Annotated in this window: 24 protein-coding genes; 18 read left to right on the top strand and 6 right to left on the bottom strand. The window is 61.1% G+C overall.

Features of this window, described 5'->3' with window-relative positions; genetic code table 11:
* Window positions 1-46: 46 nt before the first annotated feature.
* The 13 genes from CKW26_RS03820 to CKW26_RS03760 all read left to right on the top strand — a co-directional run bounded on the left by CKW26_RS03820 (window position 47) and on the right by CKW26_RS03760 (window position 10,487).
* On the top strand, window positions 47-1,753 hold the full coding sequence (locus CKW26_RS03820) for a GspE/PulE family protein (protein WP_095047576.1): 1,707 nt from the start codon (window positions 47-49) through the stop codon (window positions 1,751-1,753).
* Window positions 1,734-2,537, top strand: coding sequence for a hypothetical protein (locus CKW26_RS03815; protein WP_095047575.1), 804 nt, complete (start codon window positions 1,734-1,736; stop codon window positions 2,535-2,537). Before CKW26_RS03820 ends, CKW26_RS03815 begins: the two co-directional genes overlap by 20 nt.
* Window position 2,538: 1 nt before the next feature.
* Window positions 2,539-3,084 (top strand): PilN domain-containing protein, encoded by a 546-nt coding sequence (locus tag CKW26_RS03810; protein ID WP_038364874.1) that lies wholly within the window; start codon window positions 2,539-2,541, stop codon window positions 3,082-3,084.
* Window positions 3,071-3,619, top strand: coding sequence for a GspMb/PilO family protein (locus tag CKW26_RS03805; protein ID WP_095047574.1), 549 nt, complete (start codon window positions 3,071-3,073; stop codon window positions 3,617-3,619). Before CKW26_RS03810 ends, CKW26_RS03805 begins: the two co-directional genes overlap by 14 nt.
* Complete coding sequence (locus tag CKW26_RS03800) at window positions 3,619-4,131, top strand: hypothetical protein (RefSeq protein ID WP_095047573.1); 513 nt, start codon at window positions 3,619-3,621, stop codon at window positions 4,129-4,131. Before CKW26_RS03805 ends, CKW26_RS03800 begins: the two co-directional genes overlap by 1 nt.
* Entirely contained in the window at window positions 4,128-5,975 is a 1,848-nt protein-coding gene (locus tag CKW26_RS03795) for a secretin N-terminal domain-containing protein (protein ID WP_095047572.1), read from the top strand. The genes CKW26_RS03800 and CKW26_RS03795 overlap by 4 nt, the downstream gene beginning before the upstream one ends.
* Window positions 5,976-5,977: 2 nt before the next feature.
* Window positions 5,978-6,451 carry a type II secretion system protein gene (locus CKW26_RS03790; RefSeq protein ID WP_095047571.1) on the top strand — a complete coding sequence of 158 codons (474 nt, stop codon included), beginning with the start codon at window positions 5,978-5,980 and terminating at the stop codon, window positions 6,449-6,451.
* Window positions 6,452-6,456: 5 nt separating this feature from the next.
* Complete coding sequence (locus CKW26_RS03785) at window positions 6,457-6,831, top strand: type II secretion system protein (protein ID WP_095047570.1); 375 nt, start codon at window positions 6,457-6,459, stop codon at window positions 6,829-6,831.
* A complete protein-coding gene (locus CKW26_RS03780) occupies window positions 6,806-7,345 on the top strand; it encodes a type II secretion system protein (RefSeq protein WP_095047569.1) in 540 nt (179 codons plus the stop codon). The genes CKW26_RS03785 and CKW26_RS03780 overlap by 26 nt, the downstream gene beginning before the upstream one ends.
* A complete protein-coding gene (gene csgE / locus CKW26_RS03775; RefSeq protein ID WP_095047568.1) occupies window positions 7,342-7,734 on the top strand; it encodes a curli production assembly/transport protein CsgE in 393 nt (130 codons plus the stop codon). Before CKW26_RS03780 ends, csgE begins: the two co-directional genes overlap by 4 nt.
* The gene (locus CKW26_RS03770) at window positions 7,731-8,162 is read left to right on the top strand and encodes a curli assembly protein CsgF (RefSeq protein ID WP_095047567.1); all 432 of its coding nucleotides are present in this window, start codon (window positions 7,731-7,733) and stop codon (window positions 8,160-8,162) included. Before csgE ends, CKW26_RS03770 begins: the two co-directional genes overlap by 4 nt.
* Before the next feature lie 29 nt (window positions 8,163-8,191).
* The gene (locus CKW26_RS03765) at window positions 8,192-9,052 is read left to right on the top strand and encodes a CsgG/HfaB family protein (RefSeq protein ID WP_095047566.1); all 861 of its coding nucleotides are present in this window, start codon (window positions 8,192-8,194) and stop codon (window positions 9,050-9,052) included.
* Window positions 9,053-10,115: 1,063 nt separating this feature from the next.
* On the top strand, window positions 10,116-10,487 hold the full coding sequence (locus CKW26_RS03760) for a DUF6124 family protein (protein ID WP_095047565.1): 372 nt from the start codon (window positions 10,116-10,118) through the stop codon (window positions 10,485-10,487).
* Window positions 10,488-10,668: 181 nt separating this feature from the next.
* On the opposite strand, the gene CKW26_RS03755 is transcribed toward CKW26_RS03760, so the two are convergent.
* The 6 genes from CKW26_RS03755 to CKW26_RS03730 form a co-directional block, all read right to left on the bottom strand.
* Window positions 10,669-10,953: a type II toxin-antitoxin system RelE/ParE family toxin gene (locus CKW26_RS03755; RefSeq protein ID WP_080761993.1), complete on the bottom strand. Its 285-nt coding sequence runs from the start codon at window positions 10,951-10,953 to the stop codon at window positions 10,669-10,671.
* A complete protein-coding gene (locus CKW26_RS03750; RefSeq protein WP_034152589.1) occupies window positions 10,943-11,149 on the bottom strand; it encodes a hypothetical protein in 207 nt (68 codons plus the stop codon). Before CKW26_RS03750 ends, CKW26_RS03755 begins: the two co-directional genes overlap by 11 nt.
* 276 nt (window positions 11,150-11,425) lie before the next feature.
* Window positions 11,426-12,877, bottom strand: coding sequence for a curlin (locus tag CKW26_RS03745; RefSeq protein ID WP_095047564.1), 1,452 nt, complete (start codon window positions 12,875-12,877; stop codon window positions 11,426-11,428).
* A gap of 27 nt (window positions 12,878-12,904) precedes the next feature.
* On the bottom strand, window positions 12,905-13,369 hold the full coding sequence (locus CKW26_RS03740) for a curlin (RefSeq protein ID WP_095047563.1): 465 nt from the start codon (window positions 13,367-13,369) through the stop codon (window positions 12,905-12,907).
* 72 nt (window positions 13,370-13,441) lie between these two features.
* Window positions 13,442-15,670 (bottom strand): Ig-like domain-containing protein, encoded by a 2,229-nt coding sequence (locus CKW26_RS03735; protein ID WP_095047562.1) that lies wholly within the window; start codon window positions 15,668-15,670, stop codon window positions 13,442-13,444.
* 35 nt (window positions 15,671-15,705) lie between these two features.
* Window positions 15,706-17,052 (bottom strand): hypothetical protein, encoded by a 1,347-nt coding sequence (locus CKW26_RS03730; protein ID WP_095047561.1) that lies wholly within the window; start codon window positions 17,050-17,052, stop codon window positions 15,706-15,708.
* A gap of 424 nt (window positions 17,053-17,476) precedes the next feature.
* Here CKW26_RS03730 and CKW26_RS03725 point away from each other — a divergent pair, with 424 nt between their 5' ends.
* The 5 genes from CKW26_RS03725 to CKW26_RS03700 all read left to right on the top strand — a co-directional run bounded on the left by CKW26_RS03725 (window position 17,477) and on the right by CKW26_RS03700 (window position 26,166).
* Window positions 17,477-18,925, top strand: a complete 1,449-nt coding sequence (locus CKW26_RS03725; protein WP_095047560.1) for a sensor histidine kinase — start codon at window positions 17,477-17,479, stop codon at window positions 18,923-18,925.
* 343 nt (window positions 18,926-19,268) lie between these two features.
* A complete protein-coding gene (locus CKW26_RS03715) occupies window positions 19,269-22,076 on the top strand; it encodes a multicopper oxidase domain-containing protein (protein ID WP_095047558.1) in 2,808 nt (935 codons plus the stop codon).
* Window positions 22,073-23,176 (top strand): SCO family protein, encoded by a 1,104-nt coding sequence (locus CKW26_RS03710; protein WP_095047557.1) that lies wholly within the window; start codon window positions 22,073-22,075, stop codon window positions 23,174-23,176. Before CKW26_RS03715 ends, CKW26_RS03710 begins: the two co-directional genes overlap by 4 nt.
* 94 nt (window positions 23,177-23,270) lie before the next feature.
* Window positions 23,271-24,761 carry a HAMP domain-containing sensor histidine kinase gene (locus tag CKW26_RS03705; protein ID WP_095047556.1) on the top strand — a complete coding sequence of 497 codons (1,491 nt, stop codon included), beginning with the start codon at window positions 23,271-23,273 and terminating at the stop codon, window positions 24,759-24,761.
* Entirely contained in the window at window positions 24,730-26,166 is a 1,437-nt protein-coding gene (locus CKW26_RS03700; RefSeq protein WP_095047555.1) for a sigma-54 dependent transcriptional regulator, read from the top strand. Before CKW26_RS03705 ends, CKW26_RS03700 begins: the two co-directional genes overlap by 32 nt.
* Window positions 26,167-26,253 lie beyond the last annotated feature (87 nt).

Genomic DNA, 26,253 nt, shown 5'->3' with positions numbered 1-26,253 from the left:
GTTTGCCGCGCCGACAGGGCTCTAAGCCCCGGTTGGAGAGCAAGCCATGGAACGTCTGTCCGTTGTCGTCGAACCGCTGCTGGCCGAATGCGCCCCCGAGCGCTTTTCCAGTGAACAGCTTGCCCAGGCTCGGGCGCGGGCCGCCACCTCTGGCGAACGCGTGCTTGAAGCCCTTTGCGTACTCTGTGAACTGGCGCCGATACCGTTCATTCATACCCTCGGCGCCACCCTGCATTACCCGGTGCTCGACACCGACAGCCTGTTTCAAGCGACGCCGGTGTTCGACCGCGTCACCCTCGCACAATGCCTGAAACGCGAATTCATCCTGCTGCGCCACAACGACGAAGTCATCGGCGTGTTTGCCGACCCCTTCGACCCGGCGCGGCTGGCCTGGATCGACGATTGCCTGCACGGCGCGCCGCTGCATCTGGTGCACGCCGATGATCTCAAGGCCTATCTGGCCCGCCACGAAGAAAGCTTCCACGCGGTCGAATCGCTGAACGCCCAAGGCGACACCCACAACGAAATCGACACCCTGCAAAGCCTGTCGCTGACCAGCATCAGCGAAGACGCCAGCAGCGTGGTGAAACTGGTCAACTCGACCCTCTACGACGCGCTGAAAATGCACGCCAGCGACATCCACCTCGGCACCACCGGCCACGGTCTGGTGATCAAGTACCGCATCGACGGCGTGCTCAACAACATCAGCAAAGTCCAGGGCAACGAGTTCGCCGAGCAGGTGATCTCGCGGGTCAAGGTCATGGCTGAGCTGGACATCGGCGAAAAACGCGTGCCGCAGGACGGTCGCTTCAAGATCGGTATCAGCGGCCGTCAGATCGATTTTCGCGTGTCGATCATGCCGAGCATTTTTGGCGAAGACGCGGTGCTGCGGGTGCTGGACAAACAGGATCTGGCCGACAAGGTCTGCGGCGTGCAATTGCAGGCGCTGGGCTTTGAAGATGAAACCCTGCGCCAGTTGCGCCGCCTCGCCGCCGAACCCTACGGCATGGTCCTGGTGACCGGCCCGACCGGCAGCGGCAAGACCACCACGCTGTACGCGATGATCACCGAGATCAACCACGGCGTGGACAAGATCATCACCATCGAAGACCCGGTCGAATATCAATTGCCGGGGGTGCTGCAAATCCCGGTCAACGAGAAAAAAGGCCTGACCTTCGCCCGAGGCCTGCGCTCGATCCTGCGCCACGACCCGGACAAGATCATGGTCGGCGAAATCCGTGATCCGGACACCGCGCAGATCGCCGTGCAATCGGCGCTTACCGGCCACCTGGTGTTCACCACCATCCACGCCAACAACGTCTTCGACGTGATCGGCCGCTTCACCCAAATGGAAATCGATCCCTACAGCCTGGTCTCGGCGCTCAACGCGATTCTCGCCCAGCGCCTGATCCGGCTGGTGTGCGCCAGTTGCAGCGCGCCGGTCAATCCAAGCGATGAAGAGCTGCGCGCCTCGGGCCTCGATCCGCAGAAAGTCGATCACTACCACTTCGTCCACGGCAAGGGCTGCGGGCACTGCCGGGGCAGCGGTTATCGCGGGCGCACGGCGATTGCCGAGTTGCTGCACCTCGACGACGAACTGCGCCAGATGATCGTCGAGCGCCAACCGATCAAACAAATCAAAGCCCTGGCCTGTGCACGTGGTTTGCGCCTGCTGCGCGAATCGGCACTGGAGCTGGTGGAACAAGGTCGCACCACGCTGGAGGAGATCAATCGTGTCACTTTTATCGCGTGAGCGTTTTGTCGCCGTGCTCGGCGCCAGCGGTGTTGGCCTCGGTCAGCGGCGCGGCAGCGACACCCTGTGGCTGGGCAGCGTCGGGTACATCGACGAAGGCTTCCAGAGCTACGCGGTGGCGCTGGACACCCTCGATCGCCTGCTCGGTGAGCACGCCCGCGCCGGTGCCGAATTGAGCGTGGTCATCTCCGGGCACTTCAGCCGTTTCTGCCTGGTGCCGTGGAGCGCGCAGATCAGCAGCCCTGAGGAACTGCGCGGCTTTGCCCAACTGTGTTTTGAAGACCTGTTTGGCGCGCCGACCCAGACGTGGAGTCTTGTGCTGTCTGCTGAGCCGGCCGGTTACGACCGCATCGCCAGTGCCTTGCCGCAAGACTTGCTTGAACGCTTGCGGGTACTGGTCAGCGGTCGCGGTCTGCGCCTGCGCTCGGTGCAGCCGTACCTGATGGCGGCGTTCAACCGCTTCGACAAAAGCCTCGATGCCGGCGACTTCCTGTTCGTCGTCGCCGAGCCGCAACGCAGCGTGTTGTTGCTGGCGAGGGAAGGGCGTTGGGCCGGTGTACGTTCGGTGGGCGGCAGCGACAGCGATGCCGCGTTGAATGCCCTGATCGGTCGCGAACGCCAGCTGCAAGCCTCGACCAGCGAACGCGCGTTCAACGTTTATCTGCATGCGCCGGCGCGCCTCGATGCGCATCCGGACGTGGCGGGTGTGCAACTGCGCACCCTTGAAGACGACTCGATGAACGTGCGTGACGGCTTGTACGTCATGTCCCGGGCGGTGGCCTGACATGCGCGCGCTCAATCTCGATTTTCAACCGCGCCCACGTTCCGGCCCGTTGGGTTGGAGCCTGCTCGGCGGCGGCGTGCTGCTGGCGCTGCTGTGCTTCGGCGTGCAACAGCACCTCGACGCGCACACCGAACAGCAACAAGGCCACCTGCAAACCACCCAGCGTCAGCTCACCGGCGACAGCGCTGCCAAATCCACCCTGAGCCCGGCGGAAACCCGCGAGCAAGCGGCAAACCTCGCCGAGATGCGCAAGGTCTCGCAGCAACTGCGCCGGCCGTGGGAACGCCTGTTCGCCATGCTCGAAGCGATGCCGCGCGATGACGTCGCGCTGCTGACCCTGACCCCGGATGCGCGCAAAGGCCAGGTGCGCATCAGCGCCGAAGCGCGGGATCTGCAAGCGATGCTCGATTTCCACAAACGTCTGGAAGCCAGCGACGAGCTGTCTGACGTGTCGCTGCTGAGCCACGAAATCGTCGTCAAATCGCCGGAGCAACCGGTGCAATTCAACCTGTCGGCGACCTGGGAGATTGGCGATGCGAATCCCTAGACTGATCGTCCACGAATACCTGCAAGGCCTCGGCGTTCCGGGCCTCGCCGGACTGGCGCTGCTGTTGGTCACCGTGGCTTGGGCACTCGGCGGTTTGCTGCCGGGCTGGCAATCGTTGCAGCACCTCAGCCAGCAGACTCAGGAAGCCAGCGCGTACCTGGCCAAGGTTGAAGACGGCAGCATCGCGCCGCCGGTGGTGCCGCAGCGTCAGCTCGACGACTTCCGCAACAAACTGCCGGCGCAGCCGCAAGCCACCGTCGCCATCGACCGCATCTACGCTCTCGCAGCCCAGGAGCACATCACTCTGGCACGCGGCGAATATGCACTCGGCGTCGATCCGAAAACCCATCTGGCGCGTTATCAGATCCTCCTGCCGGTGCGCGGCAGCTACCCGCAACTGCGGCGCTTTCTGCACGCCTTGCTCGGCCAGTTGCCGGCGGTGGTGGTGGAAGACCTCGAGCTGCAACGCAAGAAGATTGGCGACACCGACCTCAATGGCCGGATCCGTATGACCCTTTACCTGTCGAGGTCGTGATGAATACCAAACGCGTGACAGGTTGGCTGGCGTTCTTCGGCGTAGCGGCCGCGCTGGCGTGGTTGCCGGAATATTTCTCGCCGAGCGAAGACGCCGATTCCAACGAAGTGGCTGTCGCTACGCCGGGGAAAACCCGGGGCGCGCTGCCGGCCAGCACCGCCAAGGCCAAGGATGCGCCGATCAAGGACCTGAGCCCGGCCGGCGACCTGTTCGCGGCCAAATCCTGGAAGGCCGCGCCGACTTTGGCCACGGTCACCGAAATGGCCATCAATCCAGCAACTGTGGTGCAAGCCCCGAGCCTGCCACCGGTGCCGTTTCAGTTCGTCGGCAGGCTGCATGACCGCAGCGACCTGCAAGTGTTTTTGCAGAACGGCGAAAAGATCTACGTCGTGCGCAACGGGGATGTGATCGACGACACCTGGAAGATCACCGGCATTTCCGATCTGGAACTGAGTCTGGTCTACCTGCCCTTGCATTTGTCGCAGACCCTGTCTGTGGGGAGTACGCAATGAAACGTTGCCGTTTGCTGATGAGCCTGAGCCTGTGTGCCGGGCTGGCCGCGTGCAGTTCTGCACAAGTGGCCAACAAGGAAGCCGCCGACCTGATTGAACAGGGTCAGTACGAGGCGGGGCTGGCCCGAATCGAAGAAGGCCTGCGCGAAAACCCACGGGACACCGAGCTGCACTTGCTGCTCAACAGCGGTCGGGCCAAGGCGATCACGGCGTTGCTGACGACCGGCGACACTGACCGTTCGCGCCGCGACTTCGCTTCGGCGCGCGTGGCCTACAACCGCGCGCTGACCATCGAGCCGAACAACCGCCGGGCTCAGGATGCCCTGAAGCAGATGGATTACCTGCGCAGCATGGACGAAAAACTGGAACTGGCGCGTGGCGACCTGCGTCGTGGCGACATCTACGGCGCTGATCGGCAGGTCAAACAGATCCTCGAACTCGACCCCAACAATGATGGCGCGCTGGAGCTGCAAGGCAACATTCGTCTGGTGCAGAGCCGCAACGTGATTGCCTATCCGCAACTGCGCACCAAGCTTGATCGGCCAGTGACTCTGGAATTTCGCGACGCCAATCTCAAGACCATTTTCGAAGTGCTGTCGCAGGTCGCCGGGCTGAATTTCATCTTCGACAAAGACCTGCGCCCGGACATGAAAGCGACGATCTTCGTGCGTGACGTGCGCATCGAAGACGCCGTGACCCTGCTGCTGCAACAGAACCAGTTGCACCAGAAAGTGGTGAACGAAAACACCTTGCTGATCTACCCGGATTCGCCGCAGAAAGTGAAGGATTACCAGGAACTGGTGATGCGCACGTTCTACCTGACCAGCATTGACGCCAACACCGCGCTGAACATGGTCAAAACCATGCTCAAGACCCGTGACGTGTTCGTCGACGAACGCCTCAACACCCTGACCATGCGCGACACCGAAGACGCCGTGCGCATGGCCGAGAAACTCCTGCAGTCGCAAGACCAGTCCAACCCGGAAGTGGTGCTGGAGGTGGAAGTGATGGAAGTCGCCACCCAGCGCATTCTCGAACTTGGCCTGCAATGGCCGAACACCTTCGGCGTGGTCAACAGCGACGGTTCGGCGGTGACTCTGCTTGATCAACTGAAAGGCATCAACTCCAGCCGGATTTCGATCTCACCGTCGCCGCAAGCCAAGATCAACGCCCAGGACAATGACATCAACACCCTCGCCAGCCCGGTGATTCGTGTGAGCAACCGCGAGCAGGCGCGGATCCACATCGGTCAGCGCGTGCCGATCATCAGCGCGACTTCGGTGCCGTCGACTCAAGGCCCGGTGATCACTGAGAGCGTCACTTATCTGGACGTCGGTCTGAAGCTCGAAGTGCAACCGACCGTGCACCTGAACAACGAAGTGGCGATCAAGATTGCTCTCGAAGTGAGTAACGCCACGCCGCTGGAACCGACCCGGCAGGGCACGATCCCGGTGCAGGTCGACACCCGCAACGCACAAACCTCACTGCGCCTGCACGACGGCGAAACGCAGATCCTCGCCGGCCTGATGCGCAACGACCACGGCGCCACCGGCAACAAGATCCCGGGCCTCGGCGATATTCCTGGTATTGGCCGGCTGTTCGGCAGCAACAAGGACACCGTCGGCAAATCCGAACTGGTGCTGTCGATCACCCCAAGGATCGTGCGCAACCTGCCGTATCAGAGCCCGTCGGACATGGAGTTCTCCACCGGCACCGAAACCAGCATGCACATTCAGGCCCCGGATCGTTCGCAGAGTTACGTGATGCCGTCGCCTGCCGCGCAGCCGCGTGCCGTCGGTGAGTCGGCCGTGGCCACCACCCGTGTCACCGTCGAGAAGCCTTGATCATGAACGCCTCCCAACGCGGTTTCAGCCTGATCGAAGTCGTGGTGACGCTGGCCCTGATCGGTCTGTTGGCGAGCATGGCCGCGCCACTGACCGAGACCCTGGTGCGGCGTGGCAAGGAGCAGGAATTGCGCAACGCGCTGTACCAGATTCGCGATGGCATCGACGCCTACAAGCGTGCCTTCGATGCCGGCTATATCGAGAAGTCGCTGAACAGCAGCGGCTACCCGCCGAACCTGCAAGTACTGGTCGAAGGCGTGCGCGATGTGCGCAGCGCCAAGGGCGCCAAGTTCTACTTTTTACGCCGCATCCCGCGCGATCCGCTGGTGCCGGCCAAACGTGGTGACGAAGGGGGTTGGGGCGTGCGCGCCTACAACAGTTCGGCTCAGAACCCGCGCGATGGCGAGGACGTGTTCGACGTCTACTCCCACGCCCGGGGCAAGGGCCTCAACGGCATCGCCTACCGCGAGTGGTGAACCTCATGCGCCGGGAAAAAGGTTTTACCTTGCTGGAGCTGATGGTGGTGATGGCGATCATCGCCACGCTGATGACCATCGCGCTGCCGCGCTACTTCAACAGTCTTGAAGCGTCTAAGGAAACCACGTTGCGCCAGAGCCTGTCGGCGATGCGCGAGGCGCTGGATCACTTCTACGGCGACACCGGCCGTTATCCGGATTCCATCGAGCAACTGATCGAACAACGTTACCTGCGCAACGCGCCACTCGATCCGATCACCGAACGCAAAGACCAGTGGGTGCTGATCGCGCCACCGGACGGCGTTGCCGGTGGTGTGGCCGATATCAAAAGCGGTGCTACCGGGAGGGCGCGTGATGGCAGCCAATTTTCCGAGTGGTAACCGCGCGCAGCAGGGTGGCTTCACCTACCTCGGCGTGCTGTTCCTCATCGTAGTGATGGGCATGGGCCTGGCCAGTGCCGGTGAGTTGTGGTCGACCGCTTCGCGCCGTGACCGTGAACGCCAGTTGCTCTGGGTCGGCACTCAGTACGCCCAGGCGCTGCGCAGCTATTACCGCAGTTCGCCGGGGCTGGCGCAGTACCCGAAAGAGTTGGCGGACCTGCTTGAAGATCAGCGCTTTCCCGAGGCCAAGCATCACCTGCGTCAGCTCTATCCGGACCCGATCGGTCAGGGTGAATGGGCGCTGCAACGCGGTTTCGACGGACGCATCACCGGCCTCAACAGTCCTTCGACCGAGCTGCCTTTGAAGCAATCGGGCTTCCCGACGCAGTGGTCGGATTTCGACGGCATGCAGCGTTATTCGGACTGGCAGTTCGTCGCGGAAAAAGCCTTCCTCGAAGGCACCAATGGCCCGGCCAAAGGCCAGTCGAACTTGCCACAGGCGCTGCAGCCATGACTCGCCACTGGTGGTGCGCGCTGATTCTCACCGTGGCGGCGGGCTGCGCCCAGGCCGGTGAAGAAGACGAAATGATGGGCTTCATCGTCGACGACACGATCTCGCACATCGGCCACGACTTTTATTACTCGTTCAGTGAACGCCTGCGCGACACCAGCCCGATGGATTTCAACCTGGTGGTGCGCGAGCGGCCTGACGCGCGCTGGGGCAGCCTGGTGACCGTGGAATATCAGCAACGCCTGGTTTATCGGCGCTTCCTGCCGCCGAACACCGTGGAACTGAAGGACGAGGCCTACGCGGCCGCCGACTGGGTTCGACGCCAGGTTGTCCAGCGCAAGCTGGAGGCTCTGTTGCAGGACACCACCGACCTTGAGAAGGACGAACTATGAACAGCACAACGTTCTCACGGCGCAGCGGATTCTGGATCTCGGGGTTGTTGATCGGGCTCGCCAGCGCTGCCGCTGTCCAGGCCACTGAACTGGTCTACACGCCGGTCAACCCGTCGTTCGGCGGCAACCCGCTCAACGGCACCTGGTTGCTCAACAACGCCCAGGCGCAAAACGATCACGACGATCCGGACATCCAGAGCCGTTCGGCGGTGGCCGGCACCTCGGCGCTGGAGCGCTTCACCAGTCAATTGCAATCGCGGCTGCTAGGGCAGTTGCTGGACAACATCTCCACCGGCAACACGGGGAGCCTGTCCACTGACTCTTTTATCGTCAACGTCATCGACGACTCCGGGGCACTGAGCATTGAAGTGACCGATCGAGCGACCGGTGAGGTTTCGGAAATTCAGGTGAACGGCCTCAACCCATGACGGGCTGACGGTTCCGGGGAGTGACGGACATGAAAAAGATCATCGCGTTAGGGCTGCTGCTGGCGACATTACAAGGGTGCAGTCTGCGTGAGCCGATGTCGGCCGAGCAGGACACCGAAACCCCGACCCTGACTCCAAGGGCTTCGACTTATTACGACTTGCTGAAGATGCCGCGACCCAAGGGGCGGTTGATGGCGGTGGTGTACGGCTTCCGTGACCAGACCGGGCAGTACAAGCCGACGCCGGCGAGTTCGTTTTCCACCAGCGTGACCCAGGGCGCGGCGTCGATGTTGATGGACGCGATGCAGGCCAGTGGCTGGTTTGTCGTGCTGGAGCGGGAAGGGCTGCAGAACCTGCTGACCGAGCGCAAGATCATTCGTGCGTCGCAGAAGAAGCCGAATACGCCGGTAAATATTCAGGGTGAGCTGCCGCCGTTGCAGGCGGCGAACATGATGCTCGAGGGCGGGATCATCGCTTATGACACCAATGTGCGTAGCGGTGGGGAAGGGGCGCGGTATCTGGGGATCGATTTGCAGCGTGAGTATCGGGTGGATCAGGTGACTGTGAATTTGCGGGCGGTGGATGTTCGCAGTGGGCAGGTGTTGGCGAATGTGATGACCAGCAAGACGATTTATTCGGTGGCGCGTAGCGCGGGGATTTTCAAGTTTATCGAGTTCAAGAAGTTGCTTGAGGCTGAGGTTGGGTATACGACGAATGAGCCGGCGCAGTTGTGTGTGTTGTCGGCGATTGAGGCGGCGGTGGGGCATATGGTGGCGCAGGGGATTGAGCGGCGGTTGTGGCAGGTGGCGGGGGATGCTTCTGTGCCTGGGCAGGATGATGTGTTGAATCGGTATTTGACTCAGAACAAGGTTGATCCGGATGCCGAGTGAACGTGGCGGCCTTCGGGCCGACCAGGTTCTGGTTGGGCGGTGAGTTCTGGTTGACCGGGTACATATCCGTTGCTGCGGTAACGGCTGCTTAGGGTTCCGCCCTGACGGCGGGTCACCTTTTCCAAACGCCGAAAAGGTAACCGAAAAGGCTTGCTCCTGCGTGCGGCCCGCTCGCTGGGGCTCGGGGTTCCTTCGCTGCGGGATCGATCCGGGCGCAGCGCCTACGGTTTGCTTCGCTGCACCTCCTCTCGCTGTGTTTGGCTGCGCCAAACGGTCGCTGCGCTCCCACGCCCGGATCAATCCCTCCACTCAGCCTTCCGACGTCGCCCGTGGATCAAGATCAAAAGCAGGCGAGCTGACACTCGGCCTATTGAGTGGTGTGGAGCACAGCGTGCTCGGCTTTTGATCTTCGTAGGCGCTGAGCTTGCTCGCGAAGGCGGCCTTACAGCCGACCAATCTCTTGCTGACAGAGCGCGATTCAATTGTAGGAGTGAGCCTGCTCGCGATAGCTATCTCTCAGACTCAGTTGCCATTGCGGATGTACCCAAATCCTTGTGGGAGCTGGCTTGCCAGCGATGGCGATCTACGAGCCGACCAATTCCCGCCGGTTGCACACATTCACTGCATGAGCTGCCGAAGGCTGCGATCTTTTGACTCTGATTTTTTAAGATGAATATCAAGATCAAGATCAAAGATCGCAGCCTGCGGCAGCTCCTACACATGCGTATTTCAATTCGGAATGTTTAAAGGTTGTTTCGATTTTGCAGAACCTTCCCACAAGGTTTTCAGGTTGTCCGTCGGACGTCCTGTCTCTAGCCTGTGTTCGTCGCTGCCAATTCAGCGACCGGGCATGGAAACCCGAAGACACGAGAGAGCAGATACGCCTTTCATAACGTATGCTTGCGCACTTTCATTGTGTGCACTCTGTTATGGCGGTTGTGCGCGGGAGACATTCGTGTCTGCCGGGTTGCTCTCTCCCGGATTTCCAGCCTGCGTACAGCTGCCACCCATTTTTCCTGGAAGTCGAATGGGCCACTGCAACTATCAATGAGAGAGAATCACCATGAAAAAACCAACACCCAACCCCCCAGAACCAGACACCAACACCACATCCCCCTACGCCTCAGTCGACAGCAAAAAACTCCACGAAGCCGCCGACCGTGCCCTCGATTTCTACCTCAACCCCACACCCCACATCATGTCCAGCGCCAACGAGCCGGAACCCATGTACCTCGCCAACCCCAGGTACAACACCGAATCCCTGCTAGCCAACGCCAGCGAAACCCTCGGCTCGGCCAGCGAAATGCTCATCAACTTCGCCGCTTCGCTGGAAACCTCACAGCGCAAAACCGCACTGGGCATCGCACAGGTCGTCATGCTGGGCGAATTGGCTGTCAATCAAGCCTTGGATCACGTCGAGTTGAAGGATGACTAATTAGATCGTTCCCACGCGCAGCAAAGGAATGCAGCCCCTGGCGCTCTGCGTCAAATTCGCAATTTGGAACGCGGAGCGTCCCGAGAGGCATTCCCACGCAGAGCGTGGGAGCGATCAAGATACAAAAAAACCGTACCTCCACGGGAAGCACGGTTTCTTGTGTTGAGACGAGGAAGCGATCTTAACCGGGGTCGCGTCGAGGGTACTCCTGACGCGTATGCAAGATGCTCACAATCTCAATTTGATCCGCCACTTGATAAACGACGAGATAGTTCGGGCTTACCACAATCTCTCGAGTGCCGGGAGAGCGGCCTTTGCGATACAGGTGTGGATGCCAACAAAGCGCAGATGTAGTTTTTACGACGGACTTGTGAAGTGCAGTCGCCGCTACAAAATTTCGCTCGCCAATGTACTTCAGGATTTTCGAGAGTTCGACCCGAGCCTTGGGTCGCCACTTAATCTGCATCAGCGCTTTTGCGCATTGATTCCATCAAGGCGTTGATTTCCTCCATCACTTGCTCATGGGGAATACTCGGGCGCGGATCATCGAGAGAGGCCTGTACTTCGGCCCGAAACCAACGGTCATAACTTGCAGCCTGTTCCTCGGGATCAAGATCCGAAACAACCGGGCACAGTGGGTCGATCAAGGACGGGTCGATCATAGAACCTCCGGGTTTGGTGCCTCGAAGTCTATTCGTTAACGGTATCGCTGTCGTCGCTGTCTGGATGAATTGCATGTAGGCCAAGCTCCATGAGGATCAAGTTGTCCCGGCAAATCCTAGAGCCTGCACTTCCGACGGCCAACCGCCAGAACTTGTCAGAAAACTCCCCGAATCTCTAAAAACGTTCCGTTTTCCGTAGGACGCAACTCAAACGTCAGCGCAAAAAAAACCGCGACCCCCCTCACCAGAGAATCGCGGCCCATCAACACCCAACCCCTACTGCTGCAACACCGTCGCCTGGTTAGCCGAGCCGAACTGCTGAATATTCGCCGTCTGCGTAACCCCGCTCTGATCGACATTGGCAATGTTCCCCGTCCCGCCCTGGGTCACATACGCCACGTTCATCGTATCCGCTTGTTTCACGGTGATCATGTTGTCACTGCCATACAGCTGCGCGGTATACGCCTGGTTCCCTGACCCCGACTGATCGAAATCAGCGCTGTTGCCCGTGCCATTCGAAGAACCCTGCACCAGGTTGCCCGTGCCGCGTTGATCCGAGATCAAAATGTTGTCACTACCGTTCTGATCAAAATACAGCTCGTTATACGACTCAGCCTGACTGACCGTGGTCTTGTTGCCAGTCCCGGTCTGATGCGTGGTCATGACTTGCCCAACGCCATCCTGAGTGAAGCTGGCGATGTTGCCATTGCCCGCCTGAGTAACTGTCGCGCGTTGGCCGCTGCCGAACTGGCCGCCGGATTGCGGGCCTTTCCAGTTGCTGGCGTAGACCTTGTTGTCGTTACCCACGGAGGTGGCGCTGAGCACGTGGCTGTCGCCGTTCTGGTAGGTGAAGTGCACGTTGCCGTTACCGACCTGATACAACGCCAGTGTCGAGTTGACCGATTCGAATTGGTCGGCGTAGATGGCGTTTGTATTCCCGACCTGGGTGACGGCGGCGGTGTTGTTTTCGCCGAAGCTTTGGTCGACCACGGTTTCGTTGCTGTCGCCGTACTGGTTGACGGTGGCTTGGCTGGCCAGTTGCGCGTCCTGCCAGATTTCAGTGCCGTTGAGGTTACCGAACTGGTTGATGGTGATGTTGCCGCCAGTGCCGTTGCGCTGGTCGCCGTAGGCGTAGTTGCCTTCGCCGGCCTGGTTGATGCCGATCTGGCCGCCGTTGTGCAGCACTTGTTCGGCGGTGCCGTAGTTGGCCGTGCCGTATTGGGTAATCACTGAACTGTTGCCGCTGCCTTCATAGAGTTGTTCGATGTTGGCTTCGTTGCTGTCGCCGAACTGGAAGGTTTTGCCCTCGCTGCCGTTCTGCGAGTCCTGATAAATGAACGAGAAGTTGCCGGTGCCTTGCTGCTGTTGCAACGCGCTGTTCGGTGAGCCGAAGCCCAACGACTGGCTGGCGTGAGCGGTGTTGAAGGCGCCGACTTGTTGCTGGGTGATGGTGGCGTTGTCTTCGTAAAGTTGTTCGGCGTAAGCGGCGTTGTAGTCGCCGACGGCGTCCTGGGTGATCACGCTGGTGGCGTGGTCTTGCACAGCGGCGGCGTCGTTGCCTTGGCCCAGTTGGGTCTGGGTGGTGGTGCTGAATGGGGCCTGGGTCTGTTTCACGTCGGCGATGTTGGCGGTACCGACCTGGCTTTGGTTGGACAGGCTGTCGTCGGCCATCGCCTGGGCACTGATCATGACCAGGAGGGCGGCGGTGAGGGGCGTCAGTTTGAACATGATGATCTCTCCGATGATTGGCAGTGCTTAGCGATATTGCTTGACCGAAACGCTCATGCCGTTGCCCGACTGGGTCACGGCGCTTTGCAGCCCCGCGCCGGCCTGCTCGATGCTGGCGTCGTTGTTGTTGCCGTTTTGCGAAATCTGCGCGCGGTTGTGGCTGCCGTTTTGCGTGATTGAGGCGGCATTGCCGGAACCGTTCTGGTTGATCAGCGCCATCAGGTCGCTGCCCTGTTGCAGGATGTACGCCTCCTGATTACTGCCCGATTGCACGATCTGCCCGAGCAGCGACTGACCGTTCTGTTGCAGCAGGGCGACGTTGGCCTGGCCGAGCTGGTCGATCAGGGCTTGCTGACCCACCGGTGGGGGCAGTTCGCCGAGGTCGCTGCTGGTCGTGGCCAGGTCGTCGTTTTCCATCAGGTCGTCGGCACGCACGCCTGCACTGCTGCACAGCAGGAGCAGGCAAAGCAGGGCGGCGGTCGGCGTGTTCATGGCTCACATCCTGTCAGGCGTTAACCGATTTGAAGTCGGCCCCAGCCACCCGAAAGTGGCTGGGGTGTTGGCTTACAGCGTGGTCACCGAGACCGTGCGCACGGTGCCCTGGGACGAGCGGATCGTCGCGGTCGGGTTGGCCGATGGCACCACCGTCGTGTTGTTCAGCGTCAGCCGCCAGCGACCGGTGACCGGTACGGTGGTGGTGCCGAGGGTGACCAGGCCGGAAGGGGTGGTGACCTGCACGGTGATGGTGTTGCCGGTGGTCACTGACGAGGTGCCGGTGAAGTCCCAGTTGAAGCGCCCGCCGGAGCGTGCCTGCACCGTAGACGCGGTAACGGCGAACGTTTCTGCCGCTGGCCGTGGCGACACTTGCACCGTGACTGTGGCCAGCGTCGACAGGGCACCGAAGGCGTCCCGGGCGATGTAGGTGAAGGTCGTGGTGAACGCCGTGGTCACGGTGGCTGGTGGGGTGTAGGTGATCACCGTGCCGTTGCTGCTAACCGTGCCGCGTCCGGCGGCCGGTTGGGTCAGGCTGTTGACGGCCAGCGGCACGTTGCCTTCCGGATCGGTGTCGTTGGCCAGCACGTTGATCGGGATCGCTACGCCCAGAGTGGCGACGCTGTCGGCGACGGCAGTCGGTGCCTGGTTTGGCGCGACGGTAATTGTCACGGTTGCCGGGTTGGCCGACGCCAGGCCTTTGGCGTCCTGCGCTTTGTAGGTGAAGGTGGTGGTCAGTGGCGCGTTGACCACCGCTGGCGGGGTGTAGACCACTGAAGTGGTGCCGTTGAGCGCGACGGTGCCTTGGCCGGCGGCCGGTTGAGTCAACGCGGTGATGCCCAGCGGATTGTCACCATCAGGATCGCTGTCGTTGGTCAACAGACTGAGGGTGATCGGCACGCCGAAGCTGGTGCTGCCGCTGTCGGCGTTGGTGATTGGCGCCTGGTTTTCACCTGTGTCTGGCGCGCTGCCGACCACGACGACCGCTTCGGTGTCACCACCGCCAGCGGCAGATTTCACCGTCACGGTGGCCGGTGGCTGGGTCAGGTCGGCGACGGTGATGCGCTGCAGGGTGCCGGTTTTCGACAGACGCCCGTAGCCTTGGGCAACCATGTCGGGGATCGCCACTTCATCGCTTGAGGTGGCCTCGATCAGCAGGCTGTGGTTGGCCCAGTTGTAGCGCGCGGTCTGCACTTTCACCACGTCGGTGAGCTTGGCCGATACGGCCGTCGGACGCGTGGTGCCGGCGGGGTTGGTGGCGGTCACGACGACTACCGGAGGTACCGCGCCAGTGCCCAGTCGGTGGCCGAAGAACAGACCATTGTTGTCACCCAACAGACTGGTCTGGCACGGCGTTGGCGGTGGGCCGGGCAGCAGCGCCACGGTTTCGCGGAAGCACAGGGTCGAGCTGTTACTGGCCTTGGCAAACACTTCGGCACGCACGCCAGCGGCGGTGCGGCGATAGGTGGCGCGGTCGATTTCCACCTGGGTCTGCTGACGGCTGTCGAGCACTTTGCCGGACAGGCTGAACACGCTTGACTGGATCGTCCCGGCCGGCCCGGTGATGCGCAGGAAGTTGGTGTTGAACGGGCTGCCGGTCACCGCTTCGTTGAGGTTCGGGTCGCCGACGAAAGTTTCCGTGGCGCCGGTGTCCGGGTTCACTTCGGTGTACGGGCCGTTGACGCTGCGCAGGAACGGTCCGATGGCGCCATTGACGGCACCGGTGAAATTGCCTGGTGCACCGATGCCGATGTCGCGGGTGATGTTGATCGCGCGGCGCCCGGGTGCGGTGACATTGACCGTCTCGACGCCATACGGGTGGGTGATGGTGTAGGTGCCGGCAACGGGTACGTTTACCCGGATGCGAATCCGCGCAAAGCTTTGCTGATCTCCATCGGCCGGATTTTCCGAGGCGAATGCCGCTTCGATCCCGGCGACATAAGCGTCCACGCCATAACCGGCAGCGTTGTCGGCAATCGTGGTTTCGGCCAGGAACCAGAAGGCTTCCGGCGGCCAGTTGTCTGGGAAAATCATCGGCTGGGCGTCGTCGTAGATACCCGGCTCGGCGAGCAGAATGCACATGTAGGCCGGTGGCGTGGTCGCGGCAACGCGCGAACTGGCAGCACGCGACTGGCACAGTTCCATCGACAGCAGATTGTTGTCCTGATACCACATCGGGAATTTCCCGGTGGCGAAGGTGTAGGGGCCGGGGTCGACGGCGGCGAGTTGCGCGTAGGCACTGCCGGTCAGCGAGAGAGCGAGCCCGAGCGCGTTGAGCGCAAAGCGTGGCCACTTGTTCATGATGCCTCCTGATGCGGATCTGGGCATGTGAGCGTTCATTGCACGATGACCACTTCTTCGGTATCGCTGCCGCCGTTGGACGACGTCACCCGAACCTTGGCCGGCGGTATCGGCGAGATCCCGGTGGCGAGGGTTTTCACCGCGCCGTCGCCGCCCAGCGCACCGATGGCGGCGCCGCTGCCGGAGGTGGCGGTGAGTACCGGCGGCGAGGTTTCGTCACTGGTCGAGGCCACCACGGTGAGTTGTCCGGAGCTGAGGCTGTATTGCGCGCTCTGGATCACCACCAGATCGGTGAGGGTCATGGGCAAGGTGGTCGGCGTACTGCTGGCGATGGCCAGGTGGTTGTCAGCAGTCACCTGGAGGACGCTCGGCAAGGTCGGGTTGGCCGACGATTGCGCGTACCAACTGCCGGTGGAGTTGGCCTCGGTCATGTTCAGCACCGGGGTGCTGCTGGTCACGGCGACAGTGCCCGGCGCGGGCGGCGCGAGAACGAACACGTCTTGTTGGGCGACCGGCGCGCTGGTTCCCGCTTTACGCGAGTAGGTGCTGCGCTGGGTGATCATTGGCGTTGGCCGGACCACCGTCGACAACTTGCCGGAGACGGCGAACACGTTCGTCCGCAGATCGAGGCCGTTAGGGCCTTCGATGCGTACGTAGTTAGTGTTGAACGGGCTGCCGGTGACTGCCTCGTTGAGGTTCGGGTCGCCGACGAATTGTTCGGCGGCACCGGTCAGCGGGTTGGTCTCGGTGTACGGGCCGTTGACGCTGCGCAGGAACGGTCCGATGTCACCCTTGAGCGCGCCGTCGTAGGTTTTCGGCGTGCCGATACCGATGTCGCGGGTCATGTTTATTGCGCGCCGCCCGGGGGTGTCGATGTTGAACACATCGACGCCATACGGGTGGGTGATGACGTAGGTGCCGGCGGTGGGCACGTCGACGCGAATGCGGATCCGGGCGAAGCTGACTTGATCGCCCTCGACCGGCTCTTCAGCGGCGAATGCGGCTTCGATGGCGCTGACGTAGCCCAGATCAATCCCCCGTGCGGCGTCGACGAGGGCCGTTTCGCCGGTGAACCAGAACGCTTCGTCGGGAAAGTTTGTCGGGAAGACAATCGGTTGCGCGTCATCGAACACGCCGGGGGTCGGTAGCAGCGAGCACATGTACGACGGCGCGCCGGGGGCGCTGGGTACTCGGGAGCTGAGCGCTTTGGACAGGCACAGATCCAGGGTGCGACCGTGGGAGTCCTGATACCAACTGGCGAAACCGCCGTTGGCCGGCGTGTACGGGCCCGGATCAACAGCAAACAAAGCGGCCTGGGCGATGCCCTGGGCCAATGCGCTCACGACCAGGACAGTCGCGGTTTTGGACAGTAAAGGGTGCATGAGTTAATCCCTCTATCAAAGTACCTGCCCCTTGGGGATGGGTCAGTTGCACAGGGCCTGTACACCTTCCATGCCAAGGTGGGGTGAATGGGCAGGAGATGGCCGGGATAGAGGGTTTGACGCGCAGAAGGGTCATGTTTTTGGCCAGCGGGGAAAGGGCGTCATTCCCCAGAATCGGGGACGGTGGGGATGCTCTTAGTGGCCCGTCGTACGCAGAACCCCTGTAGGAGCTGCCGCAGGCTGCGATCTTTTGATCTTGATTCACAAAAGCAGGATCAAAAGATCGCAGCCTCGTTTCACTCGACAGCTCCTACAGGGATCGGGGGGGAGTTTGGAAGGTGTATATCGGGTCGATATCCCCGCATCCGGGCAAACCCCCACCCGTGGGCTATAACCCTATAGGACGTATCGGGAAGTCGCCGCCATGAACATGCAGTCGAAATCGCTTCCGGTTGAGGAGGGCACGCTACGGTTGGGTTCGCACAAGCAACCGTTCAACCTGCTGCGCTGGTTTTCGCTGATCAGCATGGCGGTGATTGGTACCGTGGCCATCGCGCTTGGCGCGGTGTCGACGCGTTTTGTCATTGATGAAAGCGTGCAGCGCGATGCCTTGCTCACCGCGCAGTTCATACAGGCCATCGCTTCGGCCGAGGTGCGTCACGTTTCCATTCCCAATATCCGCACGATGGGTGAATTGCTCGACCCACGTCAGGACACGAATTTTCCCGACGTCAGTCCGCAAGCCCGGGCCGATGCAAGGGGCGAGTTTCTCGACCACATCGAACACCTGCCGGACGTGATTCTCGCCAACATCTACGCGCCGGACCGCCAGGTCATCTGGTCAACCAATCCCGCGCTCATTGGCACCAACATTCATGCCGATGAAGACCTCGATCGCGCCTTTAACGAAAAAATCCCCGTTTCTGCCAGTTACCACGATGTCGACAAGGCCCGTGAAGAACAGAAATTCATCACGCCGCCGGACTACATCTTCATCGAGAACTACATCCCGCTGTTCGACGCTGAGGGCAAAAACGTCACGGCGATGGTCGAGATCTACAAGGAGCCCAAGGATCTGATCGCACGCATGGAGCGCGGATTGGTTCTGATCTGGCTGGCCACCGCACTGGGCGGCGGGCTGATTTATCTGGGCCTGTACTGGATCGTACGGCGCGCGGCGATTCTGCTCGCGGCCCAGCAAAAACAACTGATCGCCAACGAAACCTTTGTCGCCCTGGGCGAGATGTCTTCCGCCGTGGCGCACAGTCTGCGCAATCCGCTGGCGACCATCCGTTCCAGCGCTGAACTGGCGCTGGAGTTCGACGCCGGCCCGGCGCAGAAGAACATCAACGACATCATCGGCCAGGTCGATCGCATGTCGAAATGGGTACGCGAACTGCTGCAATCGCTGCGTCCGCTCAACGATGATCCGGAACCGGTGAATCTGGTGGCAGCGCTGCACGAAAGCCTTGTCGCGTTTGAACAGCAGATCGCCAGAGCCGGCGTGCAGGTGGTGTTTCATCCGCAGCACACGCCCATGGTGCTCAGCCAACCGGTGCAACTGACACAGATCCTCAACAGCCTGCTGGCCAATGCGCTGGAGGCGATGGACAAGGGCGGCACGCTGACCGTCAGCCTGGAACCGAGCGAAGACCGTGGCGTGTGCGTGGTGCTCAGCGACACGGGTAAAGGCATGAATGAGGAACAACGTACCATGGCCTTCCGGCCGTTTTTCACCACCAAGTCTGGCGGCCTCGGAGTCGGTCTGGTCCTGGTCAAGCGAATCATGGAGCGCTTCGGCGGCGGCGTGACCCTCGACAGCCGCGAAGGCGAGGGCACCTCGGTTCGATTGGCATTCCAATTAGTCCAATGACGGGCCTATTCCATTTCGCGGACTGCCGAAGACTGCGATCTATCGACTGATCGTTCCCTCGCTCTGCGTGGGAATGCAGCCGGGGACGCTCTGCGTCCCATGGAACGCGGAGCGTCCCTTGAGGCATTCCCACGCAGAGCGTGGGAACGATCAACACTTCCACCGCTGCAGAATTTCACGGGCCAAAATTTTATGAACTTCCCCCATCAGTGGGTGCCAAGCCCCGGTCACCGGGGAGTGGGGAAACTCACAGCATCCTCAACTCCCTGTAACAACTGGAAATAATTTCTTGGCGCACTAGTTGCAAAACACCATCACCCCTTCCTTGATGAGGCGGCTGGTGATGGACAGAACAACGCGTGACCCAAGCAACACCTTTTTGCTGACGCCCTTGAGCGTCTTTCTGATGTTGACCCTCGGCAGCATGGCCGGCGTCCGCGCCAGCCCCATCGATGACGAGCGACAGCCAGAAGTCTCCGATCCCTCGGCGTACTACGACGAACCGGCCGACCGCGCCGGCGCGCTCAATAACATCCTGACCCTGCCCGAGGCCAACGAAGATTCCTTCGACTTGCCCGACGGCGTCAAAGGCAGCCGCGACTCGACCCGCACGGAAAACATTCTGCCGCCGACGGTGCAGACCAGTTTCAACTACCCCACCAACGGCAAGCCGAGCCCGCTCTATGGCGCGCAACCGTTCACCCAGCAGTTGACCTTGTTCGAAGAGTTCGGCCCGGAAAAACTCGACCCAACCACCCCGGCCGCGCCGCTGCCGTTTCCACCAGCGGCGATCGGCCCGGCACCGGCTCAGGACCCGAACAACGTCGCCCGCAGCGCGCCACCCGGCACTGCGCTTGATGCGTTCCTGCGCCAACCGGGGCTAACGCCGTTCCCCAGCCAGTTCGCCAACGTGGTCGACCGCAACCCGTGGCAGGCGCAGATCGAGGTGTACCTCAACCGGCACATCGGCTCGTCCGCCGAAGGTCGGCCACCCGGAAAAGGCTGGGCGCATCAGCGCTGGAACGAGTTCTACCCGCAAGTCGCCTACAAAACCGCGCAGACCGGTGCACGTCTCAATGGTGGCCTGCGTGACAGCGTGCAAATGCACCATTACGCCGTCGGTGAGTTCGGCCCCGGCGGCCTGTATCACAACGTCGCTGGCGTGCCGCTGACCGATGGCACCGCCAAGGGTGTCGACCCGCGTTTCCACCCGGCGATGCCGGCGCAAAACCACAACTCGGTGTGGACCTTCGACGGTACGTTGCCGCCAAAACTGTTGATGGTGCGCTACGGCCAACCGGTGATGATGCGCCACTACAACGGCTTGCCGATCGACCCGTCGGCCAACCGTGGATTCGGTTTGCATACGATCAGCACCCACGAGCACAACGGTCACGCGCCGGCAGAAAGCGACGGCTATGCCAACGCGTTCTTCTTTCCGGGGCAGTTCTACGACTATCGCTGGCCGATCCAGCTCGCCGGTTACGACAGCATCAACACCAAGGCCGAAGACCCGCGCGCGGCGTTCCCCTGCGCACCGGGTGAAACCCTGTGGGTCAACGATCTCGCACCGGCGAAGAAGACCTGTGACAACGGCACCATCAAGATCCGTGGCGACTGGCGCGAAACCATGAGCACCCACTGGTTCCACGATCACATGCTCGATTTCACCGCGCAGAACGTCTACAAGGGCAACGCGGCGATGATGAACTACTACAGCGCGCTGGATCGCGGTAACGAGTCAGTGAATGACGGCGTCAACCTGCGGCTGCCCAGCGGCAGCGCCTTGCCATGGGGCAACCGTGACTACGACGTCAACCTGGTGTTTGCCGACAAGGCGTGGGATCAGGAAGGGCAGTTGTGGTTCAACCCGTTCAACACCGACGGCTTCCTCGGTGATCAGTTGCTGGTCAACTGGCAGTGGAAACCGACCCTCGATGTGCGTGCGCGCAGTTATCGCTTCCGCATCCTCAACGGCTCGGTGTCGCGCTACTTCAAACTGGCGCTGGTGCGGGAAATCAAAGGCACCAGCGGCGAGTTCCAGGGGCCGAAAAACTCCGGTGTGTCGTACAGCCGTGTGCCGTTCCACATGATCGCCAACGACGGCAACATCATGGAGCACAGCGTACCGTTTGACGGCAGCATGGATCTCGATGCCGATGGCGATAAACAGAACCACAACGCGATCCTGCCGACTCAGGGTATCGCCGAGCGCTTCGACATCATCGTCAACTTCTCGAAAAACGGCATCAAACCGGGGGACAAGCTGTTTTTCGTCAACCTGCAGGCTCACGACGACGGTAAGGGACCCAAAGATGTCATCCCGCTGGGCGACATCCTGTCGGAGAGATACCTGCCGGTGATCAAGCAGACCAGCAAGGGCCCGCAATGGGACAAGGGCGATCCGGCGGTGGGCAAGGTCTTGCAGCTCAACGTCAAGGCTTACACCGGCCAGGATCTGGCGATGAACCCGGCAGCCTACGAACCGGCGAAACCGGGCAAGGCTGAAGGGCTGGTGATGATCCCGCTGAAGATCCACCGCGACAACGCGGCCGATAAAGCCGTGCTGGCCAAGGCCCGCCACCGCACTTTCACCTTCGGCCGCTCCGACGGCACCGATGAGGCGCCGTGGACGGTCAAGACTGACGGCGGGTTCGGCTTCCACATGGACCCGCGTCGGCTGAACGCCTCTACCCAGTTGTCCAGCGGCCCGACCGACGCCGGTGTTACTGGCTTCGGCACCCTGGAAGTGTGGAACATCAAGGCTGGCGGCAAGGGCTGGAGCCATCCGGTGCATGTGCACTTCGAGGAGGGGATCATCCTCAGTCGCGGCGGCAAGGCCCCGCCAGAGTGGGAAAAATGGGCGCGCAAGGACGTCTATCGCATCGGTTCGGAAAACGATGGGCTGGACAGCGTCGAGATGGCGATCAACTTCCGCGAGTTTGCCGGGACCTACATGGAGCACTGTCACAACACCCAGCATGAGGACAACTCGATGCTGCTGCGTTGGGATCTGGAGAAGCCCGGGCAACTGCAACTGATGCCAACCCCTCTGCCGAGCTGGGACGGTGTGCGCTACGTCAACTCCGCCGCGCTGCCTACCTTCCGCAACGGTGACGGTGTTGGCCCACAAGTGGTGGTCAAGCCATGAACCGTCGCCACGGTGACAGCCAACCGCTGCATACCCCGCGCTCCCGGGCGCTGGGCATGCATCTGGTGCTGCTGCTGGTGGCCTGCGTGCTCGGCAGCCGTGTGCTGCTGGCACACCAGGCTAGCGTCGGCGAACCGCCAGCGGCCAGTGAATCCGCCACCCCGTGGGGTGGCGACTATTTCCCCAACACCCTGCTGACCGATCAGGACGGTCGGCAGATGCATTTCTTCGATGACCTGATCAAAGACAAAGTGGTGGTGATCAACTTCATCTTCACCTCGTGCAGCGACTCTTGCCCACTGGAAACTGCACGCCTGCGTCAGGTGCAGAAACTGCTCGGTGATCGGGTCGGCCAGGACATTTTCTTTTACTCGATCAGCATCGACCCGCTCAGCGACACGCCCGAAGTGCTCAAGGCTTATTCGCAACGCTTCAAGGTCGGCCCCGGCTGGAGGTTTCTCACCGGCGAATTCGAAGACGTCACCGACCTGCGCAAGAAGCTCGGGCTGTTCATCGAAGGCGTCGACAACGGTCGCAGCAAGGATCACAACCTCAGCCTGATCGTCGGTAACCAGAGCACCGGGCGTTGGATGAAGGCCTCGCCGTTCGAAAACCCGTGGATCCTCGCCGATCAACTGGCCAACACCCTGCAGAACTGGAAACAGCCGAGCATCGAAGAAAGCTACGCCAATGCCCCGGACATTCGCCCGCCCAGCAATGGCGAAGAACTGTTCCGCACCCGCTGCGCCTCGTGCCACAGCCTCGGCCCTATGGATGGGCAGGGCATCGGCATGCGCAGCATCGGCCCGGACTTGATTGGCGTAACCCGCCGCCGCGATCCCGAGTGGTTGAATCGCTGGATCCGCGAACCGGATCGCTTGCTCGCGGAAAAAGATCCGATCGCGTTGCAACTGTATGAACAATTCGAGCGAATTCCGATGCCCAACCTGCGCCTCGACGAGCCGTCCGCGCAGTCGATCATCGACTTTCTCAGCGATGAAACAGAGCGTCAGCAACCGTCCACTGCGGCCATGACCGACGGTGCTTTGACGCCAGTAAAACCGGGCGATCCAGCCGCGACGGTGAGTCAGATGCGGTAGCGGCGAAATAGCATCATTGAACCGTGTGTCGCGGTCAGAGCCACCTACACTGATGGCTGTAAGCAGCGCAATATAAAACTCCAGGGCCACTCCCATGCAGCGACTGGAAGCACAAAAAACCTCTGCACCGAACCCATCGGTCGCATGCAAGGGCTGGCGCGAGCAGTTCAATCTGCTGCGCTGGTTCTCGCTCGCGAGTTTTTTCATCATCGCCGCCGTGGCGTTGGGGCTGGGTTATATCTCCACACGCTTCGTGGTCACCGAAAGTGTCGAGCGCGATGCGCTGCTGACCGCGCAATTCGTTGAGGCCATTGGCGCGGCGGAAATGCGTCACGCCAAAATCAATCCGAACCGGACGATGGGCGAAATGCTCGACCCGCGCCAGGACAACCACTATCCCGATGTTGATCCGGCGTTACAGGCTTCAGCGCGTACTGAATTTCTCGATCACGTCGAACACCTGCCGGATATTTTGCTCGCGACCGTTTATGCGCTGGATCGCACGGTGATCTGGTCGACCAACGCTGAGCTTATCGGTGTGCACATCAAGGATGACGATGAGCTCGACGAATCATTCGAGATGAAAGTGCCGGTGTCTTCCAGCTACCACAAGATCGACGATGAGAAACCCGAGCAGCAAATGTTGCGCGAACCGAAATACCTGTTCATCGAGAACTACATTCCGATGTTCAACGCCGACAAAAGCAAAGTCGTCGCCATGGTTGAGGTCTACAAGGAACCGGCGGATCTGGTCGATCGCATCGACCGTGGGTTCGCCTCAATCTGGGCGGCGACGTGTTTCGGTGGAGCGGCGATTTTTCTGGCGTTGTTCTGGATCGTCCGCCGCGCGGCGAAACTGCTGCAGAGCCAGCAGCAACAGTTGATCAGCAACGAAACCTTCGTCGCCCTCGGCGAGATGTCCTCGGCGGTGGCGCACAGCCTGCGCAATCCACTGGCGACCATTCGTTCCAGCGCCGAACTGGCCCAGGAAGTCGCCAGCCCCTGCGCGCAGCGCAACATTGGCGACATCATCAGCCAGGTCGATCGCATGTCACGCTGGGTGCGCGAGCTGCTGGTGTCGCTGCGGCCGATGAATGACGACGGCGAGGCGGTGGATCTGGTCATGGCGGTCGAAGACACCGTTGGCGCCTTCGAAGCATTGATCAAACGCTGCAATGTCGAAGTGCGATTCAGTCCGCAGAATTGCGCGCCGGTCGTCAGTCAAAAGGTGCTGCTCACGCAAATACTCAATAGCCTGTTTGCCAATGCCCTGGAAGCCATGCCCAAGGGCGGTGTGCTCAGCGTCGAGTTCGAATCGCCGCAGCCGGACAGCGTGCGCATGACCCTGAGCGACACCGGTAAGGGCATGAGCGCGCAGCAGCAACTGTTGGTGTTCAAACCGTTTTTTACCACCAAGCAGGGCGGCCTCGGGGTTGGCCTGGCGTTGGTCAAAAGAATCATGGAGCGTTTTCAGGGCTCGGTCGTTTTGACCAGCAAAGAGCAGGAGGGAACCCGCGTCAGTCTCAACTTCAAAGTGGCATCGGGAGGGGAATATGGAACACAGCATTCTGCTGGTCGAGGATGACGAACTGCTGGCCGAGAATATTCAGACCTACCTGGAGCGCAAGGACTTCGAGGTGACGGTCTGCCATTCGGCCGAAGACGCGCTGGGGCAACTGGAAACCTTCATGCCCGACATCGTACTGACCGACAACTCGCTGCCGGGCATGAGCGGCCACGACCTGATCCAGAAGCTGCGCATCAGCGCGCCGGATCTGAAAGTGATCATGATGACCGGCTACGGCAACGTCGAAGATGCCGTGGTGGCAATGAAGGAGGGCGCCTTTCATTACGTAACCAAACCGGTCGCGCTGACGGAGCTCAAACTGCTGCTCGACAAGGCCCTGGCCACCGAACGGATGGAGCGCACGCTGTCGTTCTATCAGGAGCGCGAGGCGCAGAAGTCTGGGGTGCAGGCGCTGATTGGCGACTCGGCGCCGATGCAGTATTTGAAGAACACCATCGGCCAGTTGCTCGATGCCGAGCGGCGCATGGCTAACACCGATCTGCCCCCGGTTTTGGTGGAGGGTGAGACCGGTACCGGCAAGGAATTGGTGGCGCGGGCGCTGCACTTCGACGGCCCGCGCAGCAAAGGTCCGTTTATTGAATTCAACTGTGCGTCGATCCCGTCGAATCTGGTCGAGTCGGAGTTGTTCGGCCATGAGAAGGGTGCGTTCACCGACGCCAAGGATCGCCGGGTCGGGTTAGTGGAAGCGGCGGATGGCGGCACGCTGTTTCTCGATGAGATTGGCGAGATGGACCTGCTGTTGCAGGCGAAGATTTTGAAGTTGCTGGAGGATCGCACCATTCGCCGCGTCGGCTCGGTGAAGGAGCGTAAGGTCAATCTGCGGGTGATCAGCGCGACCAACTGCAACCTGGAGCAGATGGTGCAGCAGGGGAAATTCCGTCGCGATCTGTTTTTCCGCTTGCGGATCATTTCGATCAAGGTGCCGCGCCTGTATGCGCGGGGTGAAGATATCTTGCTGCTGGCGCGGCACTTCCTCGCCAGTCACGGCAAACGCTATGGCAAGCCGAATCTGCATTTCAGCCAGCAGGCCGAAGAATTGCTGCTCAGTTACACCTGGCCGGGCAATGTGCGCGAGTTGCGCAACATGCTTGAGCAAACGGTGTTGCTGGCGCCGAGCGACACGATTGCCGCGCATCAATTGAACGTGTGCATGAGCCTGTGTGACGAGTTGCCGCCGCAGCATCAACACCACGAACCTGTGTCGCCCTACGAACCGCGTCCGGCGAGCAATATGGAGTCGATGAACCTGCCGGAAGTCGAACGCGACATGGTGCGCAAAATGCTCGACAAGACCGACTGGAACGTCACCAAATCCGCGCGCCTGCTGGGCCTGAGCCGCGACATGTTGCGCTACCGCATCGAAAAACTCGGCCTCGCCCGCCCTGACAAACGCCAGTGGTAGCCCCACCGCAAATCCCCTGTAGGAGTGAGCCTGCTCGCGATAGCGGTGTGTCAGTCGACCTTTTTATTACTGACACACCGCTATCGC

The organism is Pseudomonas sp. Irchel s3h9 (assembly GCF_900187475.1).
Taxonomy (GTDB): Bacteria; Pseudomonadota; Gammaproteobacteria; order Pseudomonadales; family Pseudomonadaceae; genus Aquipseudomonas; species Aquipseudomonas neuropathica.
The sequence above is the reverse complement of the archived record's forward strand: the minus strand, read 5'-3'. Positions and strand labels throughout refer to the sequence as shown.